Source organism: Bacillus cereus group sp. RP37 (assembly GCF_040459695.1).
GTDB lineage: Bacteria > Bacillota > Bacilli > Bacillales > Bacillaceae_G > Bacillus_A.
On record NZ_JARVHP010000001.1, the window covers coordinates 1,769,750 to 1,789,353 of the forward strand.

The window sequence follows — 19,604 nt, forward strand, 5'->3', positions numbered from 1 at the left end:
GAGGGAAATTTTCAAATGAAAAGTCAAATTAAAGCAGGAGCAATATTATCATATGCGGCTCTAGTTATTAATAGTTCTATTTCACTTTTATATACTCCTATTATGTTAAAGTTACTTGGTCAATCGGAATATGGTTTATATAGTTTAGCTACATCAGTTGCAGGGTATGTAGGAGTATTAAATTTTGGTTTAGGAAATGCAGTAATTAGATATACAGCGAAGTATAGAGCACTTAAAGATGAAGAGAATTGTTCACGCCTGTATGGAATGTTTAGTATTATGTATGGGGTATTGGGAGGAATAGCACTAATTACAGGTATTATATTAACATTAACTGCAGATAGTATATTTTCAAGTTCATTAAATGTGGATGAAATAAATAAACTCAAAACTTTAATGGTGATAATGGTAATAAATATATCTATAGGAATAGGATTCGGCTTTTTTAGTGTTGTAGTATTAGCTTATGAAAGATTTATTTTTCAAAAAATTCTAGGTATTGTTGGGGCTATAGTAGTGCCGCTTATAATGTTACCGCTTCTTATTAAGGGCTACGGATCAGTGTCTATAGCGATAGTAACGACAGCAATAAATTTTATAATAATTGTAATTAATATGTATTACTGTTTTAAAGTGTTAAGGATAAAAATAGTATTTAAAAAAATAGAAATTGGATTATTGAAGGAAATCTTGGGATTTTCCTCTTTAATATTTTTAAATTTAATAATAGATAAGATATATTGGTCCACAGATCAAGTTATCTTAGGGATATATAGTGGAGCAGCAGCAATTTCCATATATACTATAGGAGCATCTTTTACAGGTTATTTCTCAGGGCTTGCTGCAGCTATATCGAATGTTTTTTTGAGTAGAATTACAGGGATGGTTACAAAAAAGGCATCTGATAAAGAAATATCAGATTTGTTTATCAAGATAGGTAGAATTCAATATATCATTTTATCATTTGTTTTAAGTGGCTTTATTGTTTTCGGTCAAGAATTTATTCATTTATGGGTTGGAAAAGAATATAATGAGGCCTTTATTATAGCTATTATAATCTTAGTTCCGATGATTGTATCATTAGTACAAAGTATAGGTGGAATTATACTGCAGGCAAAAAACATGCAAGGGTTTAAATCTATTACATATGTCGTAACATCTTTTGTTAACGTAGTTATAAGTATAATATTTGTTCAATGGTGGGGGGCAATTGGTAGTGCTTTAGGTACAGCTGTAGCATTTACTATTGGGAATATAATTATTATGAATATTTATTATTGGAAGAAGATCAATATAGATATACCAAAGTTTTGGACAAATATTACTTGTATGAGTTTTGCTTTTGGGGCAAGTTTAGTGTTTGGAATGACATTAAATAGATGGATACTTGCTTACAAATGGCAGGAATTATTTGTGAAGATTATTATATTTTCAATCGTATATATTTGTTTGATGTGGCTTACGGGAATGAATAAATATGAAAAGGATACGTTTAGGCAGGTTATTCAAAATATATTATATAGATTTAAAAGAAAGAAAGTCATACAAGATACTTCAAGTAATACGGACTGACAACAAATATTTAGGTAATCGTGATTGTTAGGAAGAAAGTTCAGTACAGTCCAGTGTTAATCATACGGATGAATCTAGAATGTACATGCTTAATAAATATGAGATGGGAACATTTAAAATATTTGTAGCACATTGTAATTAACATGTTGTGAGTAATTGAGGGGAATTTTAACTATAAATTAACTTGGAAGAGTATGATAGATATCTATACCGTTATTGAGTTAAGTGAATATACTTCTATTAAGAATGGAGGTATGTTTTAAATCATGAGAAAAAATCAAGTTATCAGTAAAATACGAAAAGAATTAAATGTATTAAGCCGAAATGAACTTGTTCTTTCAATTGATAATAGTGAGTTGTTTATGCGTATATTTAATGGTTTTACAAAATTCAATCTAAATACCACTGCAAATATTAATTTTTGTAATCGTTTATGTAAGCCAGTGAAGATAGGTGAAATAATTGACTATTTATACTGTTGAACTTGAACGTTGGGGAATAAATAATGACGGTACAGCAGCTGTAAAGACGACACAGGGATTAAATGATGCACTTTTATGGGCGAATAAAGAAGGTTTTCAAATAGTGGTTTTACCAAAAGGAAAATACCTTATAGAGAAAAATTCTTCTGTGAAACTTTGTAGTAATACAACATATAGATTGTATGAATGTGTATTTGAGAAAGAAGGTAATAACCTTACAAAATATAACATATTGCTATGTGATGGAATAAAAAATGTAGAAATAATAGGTGCAATAGTTAAAGGAGATAGGGAAAATCATGATTATTCAAGTGGAGGTACACATGAGTGGGGGCATGGAATTGAATGCAAAAACTCATGTTATAACATTTCTGTGAAAAATTGTGAAGTAAGTGAATGTACTGGGGATGGATTGGTAACATCTATGGATTTTTCAGCGATAGGCGGAATGTCACATCCAGATCACTTTGCAAAAGGTGACATTGATAGCAAAGGAAATTTAGACATTACTAAAGTTAATTATACAACAGTAGTTAAATTTTTTGATATTACTGGAGACATAGTGAAATCTGTTGGATATTTTTACTATTCGGGGGATGGTTATGGTGGATATGGAAGTGGATGTAATTTAAATAAAGTTACTATAAAAGTACATTTTTATGCGGGTAATGGTTCATATTTAGGGTATAGAAATTCTAGATCTTATGAATTTATATATTTAGATTCATTACCGACTGGTACTACAAAAGTAAGATTTTCATTTTTGCAAAATTTCGACTTAATGAATAGTAATTTGCACTATGTAATGTGTGCTAAAATTCCACAATACGTATATTTCTTGGGTTGTAAATCTTATAAAAATAGAAGACTTGGAGCTTCAATAAATGGTGGTAGATTTATCACTTTTGATGGGTGTGAAATTTTCAATAATAGTAATGCAATGACTCGATCAATAGGTTGTAATCCTGGTTATGGAATAGATATCGAAGATGGATATATGAATAATCAAAAAATAACGATTAGAAATTCTGATATATATGATAATAGAGCTGGAGCCTTTGTGTGTATTAGTACTAGAGGTGTCTATTTAGAAAGTAATAAAATGAAAGGGAATGTCTATCTATCTGGTAGCGGAGATGACTATTTTTCCATAAATAATATGTATTATGGTGCAATTACGGGGAGATCTATAACTAGTGGAATTGAGGCTGATGGAACATTTTGTACATTTAGAAATGATGCAATATTCGGTCAGAATTGCGGAATCGTTGGAGGGAATACAACTTTAGAAAATTGTGTTTTTTCCAAAAGTACAATTGCTCTAAGTGGTGAGACAGTAAAAATAATCAATTGTAAATTTACTTTTGATGATCCTGATAAGGATGGAATTATTGATTTTAGGAGTAAGTATTTGGAGATACGAAATTCCTTATTTGATATAAGAAGGGCAAAAAGTATAGCGACAACTGGCTATGGTCAAACGGAAACTGCTATATTTTCTTCTGTAAAGTTTTTGACAAATGAATGTAATGGTGGACATTATATAGGAGCAAAAAATTTAATTGTAGAGGATTGCGAGTTTATTCATAGTGGTAGAACTGCAAATTATAGTCGAATGATGGCTGCTGAATCTATGAGAGTTGAGAAAACTATTTTTAAAAATCAATCTTTTAGGTTTGATGGTGGTGATATTTATGGTATCGAGAGCTTGGCGAAAGACAAAGGGTATATTACACATGTTTTTAGTAGAAATCAAATTATTTGGGATGCTCCTTATGGCTTAGCGGTTCATGAAGCTAGAGGAGCGGGAGTTGCATTTATTTATATACCTAGAATAGAGATTACGGATAATAAGTTTGAAGTGAATGGGAAGGGTGTTTCTCTCGGTTCATTGCATACCATTAGGGTTTTTGTAGAAAATTATTTGAAGCTCTGTGACAATACGATTATTACAAAAAATGATAACGGTATAAATACAATAGGGAATATTACAATAGAAGGTGTGTATCGAAAGCAAGACTCAACACTTCCTGTGCCAAGAACTACTATACTAGTACAGGATAACAAGAAAATTAATTCTAATATAATATTTACAAATAATGTGAACAACCAATTAGAAAAGAATATATTAGGTAATCTTCCACAATCTTCTTTAGTATCATCAGAACCTACCTTTGGGACGTATAGCCGTGGTGAATTGCTGTACAATGATACCCCAACAGTAGGTGGATATATTGGTTGGGTTTGTATAACTGCTGGTACGGCAAATAAAAATTTTTGGGTAGCTGAAAAAGAATATCAGATAAATAGTTTTATAAATGCCAATGGTAATGTTTATAAATCTGTAGTGGCAGGTACTAGTGGTAAAACTGCTCCTTCGCATACAAGTGGTACTAGTAAAGATGGAAATATAGTATGGGAATACGTGGATGTCTTAGCTGTGTTTAAACGCTTTGGGTTAATCTCTAACTAGAATAGTTTTTATATTCTAGTTTTTTTATTGGAAAAGAACTAAATTAATTACCAGTAGAAAATAGTTTGTCCAGGTATTTTAAACAAAATGTGAGGAGTATGATTGTGAATGAAGAGACTTTTTGATGTGTGCGTATCCTTATTGTTATTATTATTATTTTCAATTGTTATATGCATAGTAGCTATATTAGTAAGAATAAAATTAGGTTCTCCTATTTTATTTAAACAAGAGCGTCCGGGAATGAATGGAATTCCTTTTTATTTATATAAGTTTCGCACAATGACTAATGAAATAAATGGAGATGGGAATTGGCTTCCAGATGAAGTCAGATTAACTGCTTTTGGGAAAACGCTTAGAAAATATAGTATAGATGAGTTACCTCAACTTATAAATGTTATAAAAGGCGACTTAAGTTTAGTAGGTCCAAGACCATTATTGATGGAATACTTACCCTTATATTCTAGTAAACAGTCTAAAAGGCATAATGTAAAACCAGGAATTACGGGATGGGCACAAATAAATGGGAGGAATTCGATTACTTGGGAAGAAAAGTTTGAATTAGATATATGGTATGTAGAGAATCGTTCTTTTTTATTGGATATGAAAATTATTGTACTTACAATAACGAAAGTATTTAAAACAGAGGGGATAAATCATGTTGGGCATGTAACAATGGAGCGATTTACTGGAGGGGATATAGAGATAAAGGGGGATGGGAAATGAAAATTTTGATAATTGGGTGTGGTGGTCATAGTAAGGTTGTGAAGGATATAATTTTATCGAATGGAGGATATGAAATAATAGGTTATTTAGATGATTTGTATACAGGTAAAACTATTATTGATAACTTTTATTTTGGGGCAATTGAAGATGCGGGGGAAATTATAAACAATTTTTATGATATAAAGCTTGTTATTGCCATAGGGGACAATAAAATAAGAAAAGAAATTTTCGGAAGATTAAATCAACCGATTGAAATATATGCTACATTAATTCATAAAACCGCAATTATAAGTCCTCATGCCCATGTAGGGAACGGAACGGTTATTATGCCGAATGTGGTTGTTAATGCTGATACTTTCATAGGTAACCATACTATAATAAATACGGGATCAATAATAGAACATGACAATATAATTGGGGATTTTGTTCATATTTCACCACATGCTACACTTACAGCTTCTACCACTATAGAAGAGGGAGTACATATAGGAGCATCAGCTACGATAATTCCAGGTTTGAAAATTGGTAAGTGGTCTATTGTTGGAGCGGGCTCTGTTGTCATAAATAATTTTCCATCTAATTGTACTGCTGTTGGTATTCCAGCAAAGGTTATTAATGTAGTAAATTAAGAAGGGAATGGGGAATGATGATAAAAAATAAGGAGAAAATTTACCTATCCTCTCCGCACATGAGTGGGAATGAACAAAAATATGTCCAAAATGCATTTGATACAAACTGGGTTGCTCCTCTTGGACCAAATGTCGATGAGTTTGAACGGGAATTTGCATCTTTTGTAGGAGTTAGGGGAGGTACTGCAGTTAGTTCAGGTACTGCTGCTATTCATTTAGCTTTGCGGTTATTAGGTATTCAAAAAGGAGATACAGTATTTTGTTCTAGTTTTACTTTTGTAGCGAGTGCAAATCCGATTGTTTATTTGGGAGCTGAACCGGTATTTATTGACTCAGAACCGGAAACCTGGAATATGTCACCGAGTGCATTGTCACATGCATTATATGAAGCTAATAAAATGGGAAATTTACCTAAGGCTATCATTCTTGTTCATTTATATGGTCAGAGTGCTAAACTAGATGAAATTCTCTTACTTTGTCATCAATATAATGTTCCTATAGTTGAGGATGCAGCAGAATCTCTTGGATCTACATATAAAGGAAAAGCAAGTGGTACATTTGGAAAATTTGGTGTTTATTCATTTAATGGAAATAAAATTATTACAACTTCAGGTGGTGGAATGCTAGTTTCTAATGATGTAGAAGCATTGGAAAGAGCGAGATTTTTAGCGACACAAGCAAAGGATCCAGCTCCACATTATGAGCATAGTGAGATAGGGTATAATTATCGACTGAGTAATATTTTAGCTGGTATTGGTAGAGGACAATTAGAAGTATTAGAAGATAGGGTGAGAGCTAGAAGATTTATATATAAACGTTATTACGAAGCGCTATCTCACATGCCAGGGTTTTATTTTATGCCTGAATTAGAAAATACTCGCTCTAATCGTTGGCTTACTACATTGACAATTGATGAAAAGGAATCCGGGATCTCTATTGGGAAATTGTTGAGAATTTTAGCAGAAGAGAATATTGAAGCGCGTCCTATGTGGAAGCCACTTCATATGCAGTCGCTCTTTAAAGAGAAGCAGTATTATCCGCATAGCAAAAATGAAGATGTGTCGCAGTACCTATTTCAAAGTGGAATTTGTTTGCCTTCAGGATCTAATATGTTAGCAGAAGATCAACAAAGGGTAATTCAAAGTATTGTAAAAGCTGTAGAATGGAAGAATTAAATGAAAAGTAAGTGTTGTATACGTAACACTAATTGTTCTTTATAATGAATTTTTTTGGCGTTCAGTTTCAATTTATATAAAAAAAAAGAGGATTATAAATTTGAAAATATCTATAATATATAAGTTTGAAAGTAAATTAAAGCATGTAATTGAGAAAGTAATAAAAACAAATAATTTCGTTCTTTAAAAAGAATGATAAAGGGCTATGTTTAACGAATTTAATATGTAAATAGTATTTGTAGTAACTTTTCATATATTAGGAGGAAGAAATGAGCGCTATAACTGGTATTATTCACTTTAATAATGAACCTGTATCAATTGAACATGGCACACGATTAATGAGTGATTTACAAAGGTACCCTGCTGATGATATTCAAATATGGCACAAAGAAAATGCTTTTCTAGGATGTCACGCACAATGGATTACGCCAGAGTCAGTTGGTGAACAATTGCCCTTCTATAATTATGAAAAGCAACTGGCAATTACAGCAGATGCTATTATCGATAATCGTGATGAGTTATTTGAAAAATTGCAAGTGGATTATTCGGATAGAAAAAACATGACAGATAGCGAGTTAATTTTACTCTCTTATCAGAAATGGGAGGAAGCGGCTCCTAAATATTTGGTAGGCGATTTTGCTTTTATGATTTGGGATGAGAAAAAACAAATTCTTTTTGGGGCTAGAGATTTTTCTGGAAGCCGGACACTCTATATTTATCGTGACGAGGAAAAATTTTCTTTTTGCACCCTAATAAAACCGTTATTTACTCTACCATATGTTGATAAAAAATTGAATGAGCAGTGGCTTGCTGAATTTCTAGCTATACCTGTAAATTTTGAATCAGTAGATCCACAATTAACAGTCTATAAATATATAGAACAGGTGCCTCCATCACACACTATTTTGGTAAAGGATGGCAAAGTCAAGATTTCGCGATACTATACACCAACTGCTGGGAAAATGCTTAATTTAAAATCAAATGAAGAGTATGAAGAGGCGTTTCGAGAGGTGTATCAAAGGGCAGTGAAGGTACGTTTACGAACACATCACCAAGTAGGTGCTCATTTGAGCGGAGGGCTAGACTCAGGGTCTGTCGTTAGCTTTGCTGCAAAAGATTTACGTGCTGAAAATAAAAAATTACATACGTTTAGTTATGTCCCGGCAGAAGGATTTAAAGATTGGACACACAAAGGTAGGATAGCTGACGAAAGACCATTTATTCAATCGACTGTACAATATGTAGGGAATATACAGGATTATTATTTAGAATTACCGGAAAGAAGCCCATTATCGGAAATTGATGATTGGTTGGAAACAATGGAGATGCCGTATAAATTTTTTGAGAATACCTTTTGGTTGAGGGGAGTTTATGAAAAAGCATCTCAGCGTGACATAGGAGTACTCCTTAGTGGTCAAAGAGGTAATTGGACAGTATCATGGGGACCTATTTTTGATTACCAGGCAATGTTATTGAAAAAGCTACATTGGATTCGGTTTTATCGTGAACTATATTTATATAGTAGAAATATAGGAGTGAAAAAAGCACGTGTTTTTGAAGTGGTAAGAAGAAAGGCATTTCCGTTTTTGCATCAGTTACTTTCTTCAGAGGAACAAGATGCTTTTCCTATAATAATCAATCCGGAATTTGCAAAAAAAATGAATGTTTTTGATAGGCTCAAAGAACAGGATGTTGATATAACAGGTACCTTTATATCAAATGCATATGATATGAAAAGAGAACAATTTGAAAAACCATATTATTGGAGCATAAATGGAACGTATGAAACGAAATTATCGTTACGTTATGCTTTATGGGATCGTGATCCTACAAATGACTTACGGATTATTCAATTTTGTTTGTCAGTCCCAGAAGAACAGTATGTTCAAAATGGTTTAGATCGATCTCTTATTCGGAGAGCCACAAAAAATTTCCTTCCGGATAAAGTACGATTAAATCAACGCGTTCGAGGTGTTCAGGGTGCAGATGGTGTTTATCGTATGACTCCTTTTTGGAATGAATTTATTGAGGAAGTTCAAGAACTTAGTGTAGATCCAATAATCTCTGAATTTCTAAATGTAGAGGTAATTAAGAAAGCTATCTCAAAAATATGTAAAGAACCTCGACCAGAGTATGCATTTGATTTAGATTTTAGAATTTTAATGCGTAGCTTAATCTTCTATCGATTTATAAAAAATTTAATATGAAAGGGGGTGATATGTATGAAAAAGGAATGGAAACAACCTGTATTAGAAGTACTTAATATTAATATGACTATGGCGGGGCCAGGACATAAAATTCCTGACGCAGTTCAACCTGATCCAGATGATCCAGTGAAGTATAGTTAAGTCATTGGAAAAATAAAGCTCTTATATAGTTTTATTATATAAGAGCTTTCAAAAAAATTGACAATGTGGGGTGAATAGGATGATCGATTCGATGGGAAATGTGTTATACAAAGCCTTCGGGTTAAAAATAGTAAGTGAAGTCCCATTACCCGAGTTGTCTCAGCTGAATGAAAAGAAAGAGATGGCAGATATTCAAATCGAAATAACTGATTTATCTGAACGATGGGGTAGATATGACGAATCACAGCAAAAAAACATTGTAGTGGAAGATGATGTAGTGATGTTTCATGTTCCTCAAACTGCAATATTTTCTATCCAAGCGGGAGAGAAAATTACTTTTTCACCTATGCCAGAGGCGAAAGAAGATAAAATTCGATTATACATTCTGGGAACTTGTATGGGGGCACTTTTAATGCAACGGAAAATACTTCCATTGCATGGAAGTGTAATTGCCATAGATGGGAAAGCATATGCATTAATTGGTGATTCAGGAGCAGGAAAATCAACGTTAGCCTCGGCTTTTTTGAATGCAGGATATCAGCTTTTAAGTGATGATATAGTTACTGTGTCTCTTTTGAATAAAAATACTGCAATAGTTCATCCTTCTTACGCACAACAAAAATTATGGCAAGAGAGCATAAATGAGTTAGGAATGGAAGTAGCACAATTTAGCCCTTTGTTTGAAAGAGAAACGAAGTATGCTGTTCCTGTGAATTCTCAATTTTTCCCCGAGCCATTACCTCTTGCTGGTGTTATTGAATTAGTAAAAACGCAGGGAGAAGATATTGAGATGACCCGTATTGAAGGTCTCGCACGCTTGTGTAAATTATACCAACATACTTTTAGGAATTCTTTGATTTCTAAATTAGGATTGATGGAATGGCATTTTGAAACTTCATCTAATATTGCAAGTGGAATGGAAATGTTTCAATTAAGACGCCCGGCTTCGAGATTTACAGCCCATGAGCTTGTGCAAGTAATTTTAAATACTATACAGAAAGGGAGTATGGTTGATGGTTGTTCATTCGAGAAACATATCATTAGAACATAACGTTGTACAGAGTGAAGGCAATATAGTAAGCGATATGGATGGAGAAAAAGTTATGTTAAATGTCCAAAAAGGAAATTATTATAACTTAGGTGAAATAGGTGGAGAAATATGGGAGCTTATTGAAAAGCCGATAAAAATTAAGCAGCTTGTTACTATGTTAGTATCTAACTATGATATTGAACAAAAAGATTGTGAAGAACAAGTTCTTTCCTTTGTAGAGTGCTTATTTCAAGAAGGTTTAATTCAAATAAAAGATCGATCTAATAGATAGATTCGTAATTTCAAGAGAACTATTAGGAGGGGATTAATGAATATTGTGAAAAGAATAAGGGTATTTTTATTACTGAACACGGAGACAAAGCTTTTATTTTTAGAGGCTTTTATTTTTTTAGGGTGGGCGCGTGTACTAAAAAGTATTACCTTTTCCAAAGTTGCACCTTCTTTAGGGGATTACATGAACGAAACATCAGTTGCCAAAATTCACCGACACGGGGATACACTAAAGAAGGTGTCTGAAGCTATTTCTATTATGAGTCGTTATACTTTTTGGGAAAGTCAGTGTCTTGTTAAAGCTATAGCTGGGATGAAAATGCTCGAAAAACGTCACATTGAGAGTACTCTTTATTTAGGAACTGCTAAGGATAGTCATGGGGAATTAATTGCGCATGCATGGTTACGGAGCGGTTCTTTTTATGTTACTGGATCAGAAGGAATGGAGAAATTTACTGTCGTTGGATCATTTGCAAAGAGGCTAAGTGAGGACACTATTAAAGGAGAATAAAATGGAGAAAGATTTTGGTCTGAATGTAGAGTTCATGTCTAAGGAATTGAAACTTCTTTTTGCAATTTTGAAGTTACAAGATGACGAAACAGTACAAACATACAGTAATGAATGGTTTTCGGATATTGATTGGGAGGTATTTCTTGAGCAAGCTGTGCATCATCGTGTTTATCCGGTGATATATCAAAAACTTAAACAAGTGGATGAGGAACTAATTCCTTCACATATTGTACAAACCTTGAATAGGAAATATAAAAAAAATACATTTCACATGCTGTATTTAAGTGCTGAAATGGAACGAATAAATAAACTATGTAATGAAAATGAAATCCGTATGATTTTTCTAAAAGGACCTGTACTATCTCAGGACTTATATGGGGATATTTCTTTACGAACATCCTGTGATTTGGACGTTCTAATTCCGATGCAAAATTTAGAAAAAGTAGAAATGCTACTTTTAGAGCAGGGGTATGTAAAAGATGATTATATTCAAACGATATTAAATGATTGGAAATGGAGGCATCATCATATAACATTTTTTCATCCAACAAAGCAGATTAAGCTTGAGATTCATTGGAGGTTAAATCCCGGACCTGGTAAGGAACCTGGGTTTGAAGAGCTTTGGAAGCGAAAGAGAAAAAGTACCCTTACGAGTAATTCTGTATATATGTTAGGGAAGGAAGATTTATTTTTATTTCTTGTATCTCATGGTGCAAGACATGGTTGGTCCAGATTACGTTGGTTAGTAGATATAAAAAAAATTGTCGATCAAGAACTTAATTGGAGTGAGATTCATAAATTAATGGGAAAATATCAAGTGCTTCATTTAGGAGGACAAGCACTAATTTTAGTAACTCAATTGCTAGGTGTACGACTAGATGAAAGGATGATGGAATTAGTAGAGAAAAAACATTCAAAGCAGTTAGCTCAAGAGGCACTATTTTATTTCAAGCAAATGATAAATTTGCATACCGAACCTGTCCCAGAAGAAGTATTTATCTATCATAGTCGACACTTATTTTCACTAATGTCTAATCAGCAAAAGATTTTATATATTATGAGCCAATTATATCCTTATCCAATTGATGCAAAAACATTACCGTTACCTAAATTTCTTCATTTTTTATATTTTCCTTTACGTCCGTTTTTATGCCTTTGGAGGAAAACAAAGAAGCTTGCTTTGTTATAGGGGGAACATCGATGAATCATATTATATATTTTATGAAGAAATTATATTCTTCAGCGGGAAAAATACTCTATGTGAATTTATTTGGTATGGTTTTAATAAGTTTACTTGAAGGGATAGGTATTATTTTATTAATTCCTATGATAAGTATGACTGGAATAATGAATATAGGCGAGGAGACTACTTTTATTGCACCTGTCTCTAGATTTTTGCAGGATTTTCCTAAAACAACAAGTCTAGTTTCTATTTTAGGTATATATATACTAATAGTGTTAGGGCAAAATTTACTACAAAGAAATATAACGCTAAGGGATGCGAGAACGCAACAAGCTTTTGTACGAGACTTAAGAATAGAAACATATAGTGTGATTTTAAAAGCAAAGTGGAGTTTTTTTTTAGAGAAAAGGAAAACAAATCTAATAAATATATTAACTACAGAATTAGCTCGTGTAAGTTATGGGGTTAATTTATTTTTACAATTGTTAGCTGCTATTCTGTTTACATTTATACAGGTGGGAATTGCATTTTTATTATCTCCTCAAATAACTATATTTGTTTTGGTCTTTGGCTTATTATTCTTGGTAGCTTCTCGTGTTTTTATAAAAAAAGCCCGAATACTAGGCGGTAAGACCTCAGAATTGGCAAAAGACTACCTTTCTGGTATAACAGATCAATTTAATGGAATTAAAGATATAAAGAGTAATACTTTGGAAGCATCACGTTTAGACTGGTTACAATCTATAACAACAAAGATGAGTAATGAGCAAATGGAGTATATGAGAATAAGATCGAGCTCGCAATTGTTTTATAAAGTTTCAATGGCTATATTAATTGCATTTTTTTTATTATTGTCAGTAAGTATGTTTCAATCGAAACCCACCCAATTACTATTAATCATTCTCATTTTTTCTAGACTATGGCCGAGATTCATGACAATTCAATCAAATTTAGAACAACTGGCTGCAAGTATTCCTGCTTTTAAGTCATTGTGGGAATTACAAGAGGAATGTAAGGAAGCAATTGAAATGCAGGATATACATCAGCAAAAACATATAACGCCGATTTGTATAGAGCGAGGTATTGAGTGTAAGGATGTTTACTTTCGTTATAATAAGCAAGAATCTTTATACGCACTTCAAAATATTAATGTGCAAATTCCAATAAATAGTATGACGGCTATTGTGGGGCATTCTGGTGCTGGGAAGAGTACATTAATTGATGTTTTAATGGGCTTGATCCAGCCAGAAAAAGGTCAAGTTTTAATAGATGGTACGCCTCTTACAACAGATAATTTATTGCCATTAAGACGTGCTATTAGCTATGTACCACAAGATCCCTTCTTGTTTAATGCAAGTATAAGGGAAAATTTATTGATGATTGAGCCAAATGCAAGTGAAGAACAAATTTGGGATGCATTAGATTTTGCGGCCGCCGCTGAATTTGTACAAACGTTTCCAAATGGGCTGGATACACTGATTGGAGATCGTGGGGTGAGGCTTTCAGGTGGTGAACGTCAGCGACTTGTACTAGCCCGGGCTATTTTAAGAAAGCCGTCGATTTTAGTATTAGATGAAGCTACGAGTGCATTGGATACTGAAAATGAAGTGAAAATTCAATCAGCAATAGAAAGATTGAAAGGAACAATGACTATTGTTGTGATTGCACATCGTTTATCTACTATACGCAATGCAGATCAAGTTATTGTCTTAGGAAAAGGTGAAATTGTCCAAAAAGGTGAATTTAATCAATTGGCTAAAGAGAGAAAAGGTGTATTTCGAAATTTATTAGGGTCACAAATGGAAGTTGGTTCTTAGAGGAGAAAAGAGTGAATGAAGTTTTGTATTCAAGCAGTTCGAATCGAATAAAAGCCTGAGTAATGGTCAGTTATAATAGGACATTATTCGGGCTTTTATTTGTGCGGTTTCTACATTTAGGGAGTAAATATAAATGAGTACCTTGCAATAAACAATACTAAGTGGTATATTATGGATAAAACAGGTACCATGTATTAAACAGTACTGAAATGAGAAAGGGGGATTGTCCTTGAACGTTCAGTTTAAAAAAGGTGTGTTAGAACTGTGTGTTTTGGCACTTGTGAAACGTAAGGATTGTTACGGTTATGAACTTGTTCAGCAAATCTCAAATAAATTTTTAATATCGGAAGGGTCAGTGTATCCTTTATTACGTCGTTTAACGAAAGAAGGATATTTTCAAACGTATTTAAAAGAATCTACAGAGGGGCCACCTCGTAAATATTATCAACTAACTGAGCAAGGGGAGACGCAACTGAATTTGTTAGTAACGGAGTGGCGTGATTTTGCAAAAGGCGTACAAGAAATTATTGAAGGGGTGGAATGGGATGAGTAAAGAACAGTTCCTTAAAGAATTATCAAGTCATCTTAGAAAGTTACCGGAAGAAGAGAGGAAAGATATTTTATTTGATTATGAAGAGCATTTTCAGTTTGGGAGAGAAGAGGGGAAAACTGAATCGGAAATAATAAAGGGGCTTGGCTCTCCGAAAGTAATTGCGAAAGATTTACTTGCTTTGTATCGCTTTGATGAAATGAAAAAGGACCCATCTACTTCGAATATAACAAGGGCTGTCATGGCAGCGATTGGACTTAGTTTGTTTAATTTTATTATTGTGTTAGGCCCGTTAGTTGCAATTATCGCTTTTATATTTTCCTTTTGGGTCGGTGGGATTGCTAGTGTAGTGACACCATTTTTCGTTATTGCAAAAGTATTTATGGGTACTTTTATATGGTTGGATGTATTCGTTAGTATAACGTTTGTTGGAGTAGGTTTGTTGTTATGTATTATCGCTTATTATAGTACGAAGTGGTTTAAAAGGTTATGCGTACGTTATGTAGTATGGAACTTCAAAATGATAAAAGGGGAGTAGATGATGAAAAAAATATTGTTAGTAGCAATCACTTGTATCATTATTGGAGTAATAGGGATTTCACAAACATATGAAAAAGCAGTACAAACTGCAGAAGAAGGAAACAAAGAAGACGTAATAAAAAACGAAACACTAAAAAATATAGAAGTTAAGTTAGATGCTGGGGATATTGTTGTCCAAAAATCTCCCGATTCTTCTTTTTATGTAAAGCAATCAGGAGCTGTACGTAAACAAGAGATTCGTATTGCCGAAGATGGTGACACATTAAAAATTATTGGGGAAAGAGAAAAAGGTGCTTCATTTGATTTTTCTTTTTACAATTTCAAGTTTCAAACGTCTACAATGACTATACTAGTGCCTGAACGTTCTTACCAAGAGATAAAAGTAAATTCATCTGCTGGACAAATAGAAATAAGTGATGTGAAAAGTGATCGTGTAAGTGTTGAAACGCTTGCTGGAGAAGTAGATTTGAAACATGTCACAGCTAAGAGTGTGGAGGGATCTACAAAAGCTGGTGAGCTGAACTTTAAAAAAGTAATAGGGAAAGTAACAGCGAAGACGGCTAGTGGGGAAGTGCATATTATGGATCATGATCCTAAATATGATGTGGAGGCAAGTTCAACCGCTGGGGATGTAGATATTACTTTATTGGAAAAACCACAAGATGCAGTTATAACTGGGCAAAGCGCTGCTGGAGACGTGATGATTTTTAATGAAGAAAATAAAAATATAACAATTGGCAATGGTAGTAAAAAGATTAGTGGTAAAACAACTGCTGGCGATGTGACGATTGAAATTCGTTCATAAGAAATAGAATGTATGAAAATCTATCAAAATACAAAAAAGAAGATAGTCACCTATATAAATAAGGTGATTATCTTCTTTTTATTATTTTTTAATGTAAATCACGATATACACCAATTACTTTTCCGATAACTGACACTTGTTTTAAAATAATAGGCTCTAATGAAGAGTTTTCCGGTTGTAGACGGAAATGGTCTTTTTCTTTATAGAAACGTTTAACAGTTGCTTCGTTATCTTCTGTTAAAGCTACTACAATTTCACCGTTATATGCAGACTGTTGTTGGCGAACAACAACTAAATCCCCGTCGAAAATACCAGCTTCAATCATACTATCTCCAGAAATACGTAACATGAACACTTGATCTGCTCCAGCAACAATGCTAGCTGGAAGTGGGAAGTGATCTTCTACACTTTCAACTGCTGTAATCGGTAATCCAGCAGTAACTTTTCCGATAATAGGAACTTGAATAACAGATTGTGTTTCTGCATCCATTCGATCGTCACCTAAAATTTCAATTGCTCGTGGTTTTGTTGGATCGCGTCGAATATATCCTTTTTCTTCTAGTCGTGATAAATGTCCGTGCACTGTAGAACTAGAAGCGAGGCCGACTGCTTGACCGATTTCACGTACGGAAGGTGGATATCCTTTTTCTTGTACTTTTAGCTTAATAAAGTCGAGAATGTCTTGCTGGCGTTTCGTTAACTTTTCCATGTTTTCTAACACCTCGTTTTCTTTCATTTTTCTTATTAATAAGTATAACATGCGAAAAAACATTCTACAAACATAAGTTCGAACAAAAGGCGAATTTATGTTACACTGGAGGGAAATAATAGTGAGAAAGAGGGGTTCATAATGAATGCAATTATTTATGCGCGTGTGAGTACAACAAAAGAAGCACAAGAAACATCATTATTACGTCAAAAAGATGAATTATTGCATTTAGCTGAGCGCTATCAAATGAATGTTATTAAGGTGATTGAAGAGCAGGCTAGTGGCTATACAATTGAACGTGACGGCATATTAGAAGTGCTAGATACAATTCGAGATGAACAAATCGATGTGCTACTCATACAAGATGAAACGCGCCTTGGTAGGGGGAATGCGAAAATTGCATTAATGCACTGTTTACATAAAGAGGGAATAAAAGTATATACGCATACGCATAATGGAGAATTACAATTGTCGGATTCTGATTCGATGGTTTTAGATATTATTGGCATTGTTGAAGAGTATCAAAGAAAGATTCATAACTTGAAAATTAAACGTGGCATGCAACGCGCAGTAGAAAAGGGCTATCGTCCCGAAAATAATTTAAAAAATCGTAATTTAAGCGTAGGACGAGAGAAGAAAGAAGTGCCAATTGAGGAAATTGTACGTTTACGCCGGAATGAATTAACTTTTGAAGAAATTGCAGCAACACTTCGTGGTTTTGGTCATGATGTTTCAAAAGCAACTGTACATCGAAGATATGTAGAATATACAAAGCAATTGCTTGATAAAGAGGACTAACTATTGTATGATAATAATCAGTTTTGAGTAAAAGGGGGATTCGAGATGCAAAGTCACGAACTCATTGAACGCATTAACTTCTTAGCGAAAAAAGCAAAAGCTGAAGGCTTAACTGAAGAAGAACAACGTGAGCGCCAATCGCTACGTGAACAATATTTAAAAGGATTTCGTCAAAATATGTTAAACGAACTTAAAGGAATTAAAGTTGTTAACGAAGAAGGTACTGATGTTACACCGGCGAAATTAAAAGCTTTAAAAAAGCAAGATAATGCAAAATTAAATTAAAAGATGGGCATAGCTGCCCATCTTTTTTATTGTTAAATTCGTTATTTAATAACTTTCCAGTTATTATTTTGCGTTGCTTCTATCTTTTTATGTTTCCATATATAGTTAGCGATAAGTTCAGACATATCTGTTGGTATGTCTTTTATTACGGGCTTATTTTGAAACATAAAAAAGTTCCCTCCGCCGCTTGCGCGATAATTATTCATAACGACGTCATATTCTTCCTTCATATTTAGAGGAGCGCCTTTATACTGTAAAGATTCTACTCTCTCGCCAATTGGTTTGGAAATGTTTAATACGTACGAAATTCCTTCCCACATATCGTAATTATAGTGTTGCGGTTTTGGTTCTATGTAGCTAGGGTTTACGATGATGGTTCCATCTCCTTTTAATGTGAAATAAGAAGCAGAGAGTTCGAGAGCATCTTTTATATCTGCTCCAGTTATTCTAATTACTTTTAATGTATTTGGATAAATATAATTAGAAACGATGTCACGCATTGTTACAAATTTTGGGAAACCTGGAGATGTATTATGGAACAAACTTGTACAAGAAATGGAAACATTGGCAATATCCATCTGTATTTTATTTATGAATTCAATAAAAGGATGGTCTTGTAAACGAGTTTGCATAACATCTGAAATTTGCATGTCCCCATGAATGATTCCAATAGGTTGATCAAGCCATTTTTGTGTATTCTCTTCATAATCAGATGCTAAGGAAAGAACATCTGAATCTGCCTCAATTCCTTGCACCGTCAACAACTCTGAATAACTTTCTTTTTTTAGCCACTTCTGTTCCATTCTTTCGAAGGTTACGGTTATTTTTCCAACTGATTGCCCATTACATCCGGTCTGTAAAATTGTTACACCGTTAGCCATTGTGTGAGAAATTTCTCGGTGTTGGTGTCCTGTTAATAAAATATCTATACCTTCAATTTCATGACACATTGCATATCCTTGGTTCTCGCCTGTTAACACTTCAGTTGGTACTCCGGTCTGTAAATCACGTTCAAATCCTCCGTGATAGGCTACGACTAGTAAATCAGGTTTTTCGTGTTGGTGGATGTAAGTAACCCATTTTTTTGTAGTTTCCAGTGCGTCTTCAAAATGTAAGTCTTGAATATGAAGGGGTTGTTCCCAGTTTGGGATGTAATGTGTTGTTACTCCTAAAATCGCAATTTTTATATTCTCTTCAATATGTTTGATGATGTAAGGTTTCCCGAAATAGGGTTCTTTTATGTTTTTATCTAAAATGTTTGCTGATAAGTACGGGAAGTTTGCAGTTTCTACAGCATGATTTAATATATCCATTCCATAATTAAATTCATGATTTCCGATAATTGCAGCATCGTAACTTATATAGTTGGCTAATAAGGACATTGGGTTTTTCTTATCTTTTTCGTATGTAGCGTAATGGTAAGTAAATGGTGTTCCTTGAATGAAGTCCCCATTATCGATTAAAAGAACGTTTTTATTTTTAGAACGTTCTTTTTTTATAAGAGTAGAAATTTTAGCTAAACCAATTTCTGCTTTGGAATTGTCTTGGTAGTGAATTGGATAAACAGTACCATGTATATCACTTGTTAATAAGATGTTTAAAGTTACAATTTGATTTTGATTCAACATCATTCACCTTTTCTATTGTTATCTTCAAGTTAATCATATCAAAAATATGAAGAGA

Annotated in this window: 19 protein-coding genes; 17 read left to right on the plus strand and 2 right to left on the minus strand. The window is 33.4% G+C overall.

The genetic code is table 11. The features are described 5' to 3' along the window. The first annotated feature begins 15 nt into the window (after positions 1–15). From QCI44_RS09385 to QCI44_RS09455, 15 genes are all read left to right on the plus strand, one after another. Complete coding sequence (locus QCI44_RS09385) at positions 16–1,572, plus strand: oligosaccharide flippase family protein (protein WP_353811085.1); 1,557 nt, start codon at positions 16–18, stop codon at positions 1,570–1,572. Between the two features lie 462 nt (positions 1,573–2,034). Beyond that, the gene (locus tag QCI44_RS09390; protein WP_353811086.1) at positions 2,035–4,527 is read left to right on the plus strand and encodes a right-handed parallel beta-helix repeat-containing protein; all 2,493 of its coding nucleotides are present in this window, start codon (positions 2,035–2,037) and stop codon (positions 4,525–4,527) included. A gap of 108 nt (positions 4,528–4,635) precedes the next feature. Then, the gene (locus QCI44_RS09395) at positions 4,636–5,250 is read left to right on the plus strand and encodes a sugar transferase (RefSeq protein WP_353811087.1); all 615 of its coding nucleotides are present in this window, start codon (positions 4,636–4,638) and stop codon (positions 5,248–5,250) included. Continuing rightward, positions 5,247–5,879 (plus strand): acetyltransferase, encoded by a 633-nt coding sequence (locus tag QCI44_RS09400; RefSeq protein ID WP_353811088.1) that lies wholly within the window; start codon positions 5,247–5,249, stop codon positions 5,877–5,879. Before QCI44_RS09395 ends, QCI44_RS09400 begins: the two co-directional genes overlap by 4 nt. Positions 5,880–5,896: 17 nt before the next feature. After that, positions 5,897–7,054 carry an aminotransferase class I/II-fold pyridoxal phosphate-dependent enzyme gene (locus QCI44_RS09405; RefSeq protein ID WP_353811523.1) on the plus strand — a complete coding sequence of 386 codons (1,158 nt, stop codon included), beginning with the start codon at positions 5,897–5,899 and terminating at the stop codon, positions 7,052–7,054. Between the two features lie 269 nt (positions 7,055–7,323). Then, positions 7,324–9,261, plus strand: coding sequence for a lasso peptide isopeptide bond-forming cyclase (locus QCI44_RS09410; RefSeq protein WP_016086743.1), 1,938 nt, complete (start codon positions 7,324–7,326; stop codon positions 9,259–9,261). A 15-nt stretch (positions 9,262–9,276) separates the two neighbouring features. Further along, on the plus strand, positions 9,277–9,402 hold the full coding sequence (locus QCI44_RS09415) for a paeninodin family lasso peptide (protein WP_016086744.1): 126 nt from the start codon (positions 9,277–9,279) through the stop codon (positions 9,400–9,402). Positions 9,403–9,481: 79 nt separating this feature from the next. After that, complete coding sequence (locus QCI44_RS09420) at positions 9,482–10,453, plus strand: aldolase (protein ID WP_033659752.1); 972 nt, start codon at positions 9,482–9,484, stop codon at positions 10,451–10,453. Beyond that, positions 10,416–10,724, plus strand: coding sequence for a lasso peptide biosynthesis PqqD family chaperone (locus QCI44_RS09425; RefSeq protein ID WP_016086746.1), 309 nt, complete (start codon positions 10,416–10,418; stop codon positions 10,722–10,724). The genes QCI44_RS09420 and QCI44_RS09425 overlap by 38 nt, the downstream gene beginning before the upstream one ends. A gap of 36 nt (positions 10,725–10,760) precedes the next feature. Beyond that, a complete protein-coding gene (locus QCI44_RS09430) occupies positions 10,761–11,234 on the plus strand; it encodes a lasso peptide biosynthesis B2 protein (RefSeq protein WP_016086747.1) in 474 nt (157 codons plus the stop codon). A gap of 1 nt (position 11,235) precedes the next feature. Beyond that, the gene (locus tag QCI44_RS09435) at positions 11,236–12,423 is read left to right on the plus strand and encodes a nucleotidyltransferase domain-containing protein (protein ID WP_353811089.1); all 1,188 of its coding nucleotides are present in this window, start codon (positions 11,236–11,238) and stop codon (positions 12,421–12,423) included. A gap of 11 nt (positions 12,424–12,434) precedes the next feature. Then, a complete protein-coding gene (locus QCI44_RS09440; RefSeq protein WP_353811090.1) occupies positions 12,435–14,234 on the plus strand; it encodes an ABC transporter ATP-binding protein in 1,800 nt (599 codons plus the stop codon). 229 nt (positions 14,235–14,463) lie between these two features. Beyond that, the gene (locus QCI44_RS09445) at positions 14,464–14,787 is read left to right on the plus strand and encodes a PadR family transcriptional regulator (RefSeq protein WP_001102620.1); all 324 of its coding nucleotides are present in this window, start codon (positions 14,464–14,466) and stop codon (positions 14,785–14,787) included. Next, entirely contained in the window at positions 14,780–15,322 is a 543-nt protein-coding gene (locus QCI44_RS09450; RefSeq protein WP_016086750.1) for a DUF1700 domain-containing protein, read from the plus strand. Before QCI44_RS09445 ends, QCI44_RS09450 begins: the two co-directional genes overlap by 8 nt. Next, positions 15,323–16,129: a DUF4097 family beta strand repeat-containing protein gene (locus QCI44_RS09455; protein ID WP_033659751.1), complete on the plus strand. Its 807-nt coding sequence runs from the start codon at positions 15,323–15,325 to the stop codon at positions 16,127–16,129. It begins immediately after the preceding gene. An 88-nt stretch (positions 16,130–16,217) separates the two neighbouring features. Here the strand turns inward: QCI44_RS09455 and lexA are convergent, their stop codons facing one another. After that, positions 16,218–16,838 (minus strand): transcriptional repressor LexA, encoded by a 621-nt coding sequence (gene lexA, locus QCI44_RS09460; RefSeq protein ID WP_016086752.1) that lies wholly within the window; start codon positions 16,836–16,838, stop codon positions 16,218–16,220. A 141-nt stretch (positions 16,839–16,979) separates the two neighbouring features. Between lexA and QCI44_RS09465 the strand changes: the two genes are divergently transcribed. Further along, a complete protein-coding gene (locus QCI44_RS09465) occupies positions 16,980–17,636 on the plus strand; it encodes a YneB family resolvase-like protein (RefSeq protein ID WP_088084127.1) in 657 nt (218 codons plus the stop codon). A gap of 45 nt (positions 17,637–17,681) precedes the next feature. Further along, a complete protein-coding gene (locus QCI44_RS09470) occupies positions 17,682–17,921 on the plus strand; it encodes a DUF896 domain-containing protein (protein WP_001190582.1) in 240 nt (79 codons plus the stop codon). Between the two features lie 41 nt (positions 17,922–17,962). Here the strand turns inward: QCI44_RS09470 and QCI44_RS09475 are convergent, their stop codons facing one another. Next, positions 17,963–19,546 carry a bifunctional metallophosphatase/5'-nucleotidase gene (locus QCI44_RS09475; RefSeq protein WP_033659750.1) on the minus strand — a complete coding sequence of 528 codons (1,584 nt, stop codon included), beginning with the start codon at positions 19,544–19,546 and terminating at the stop codon, positions 17,963–17,965. Positions 19,547–19,604: the final 58 nt, after the last annotated feature.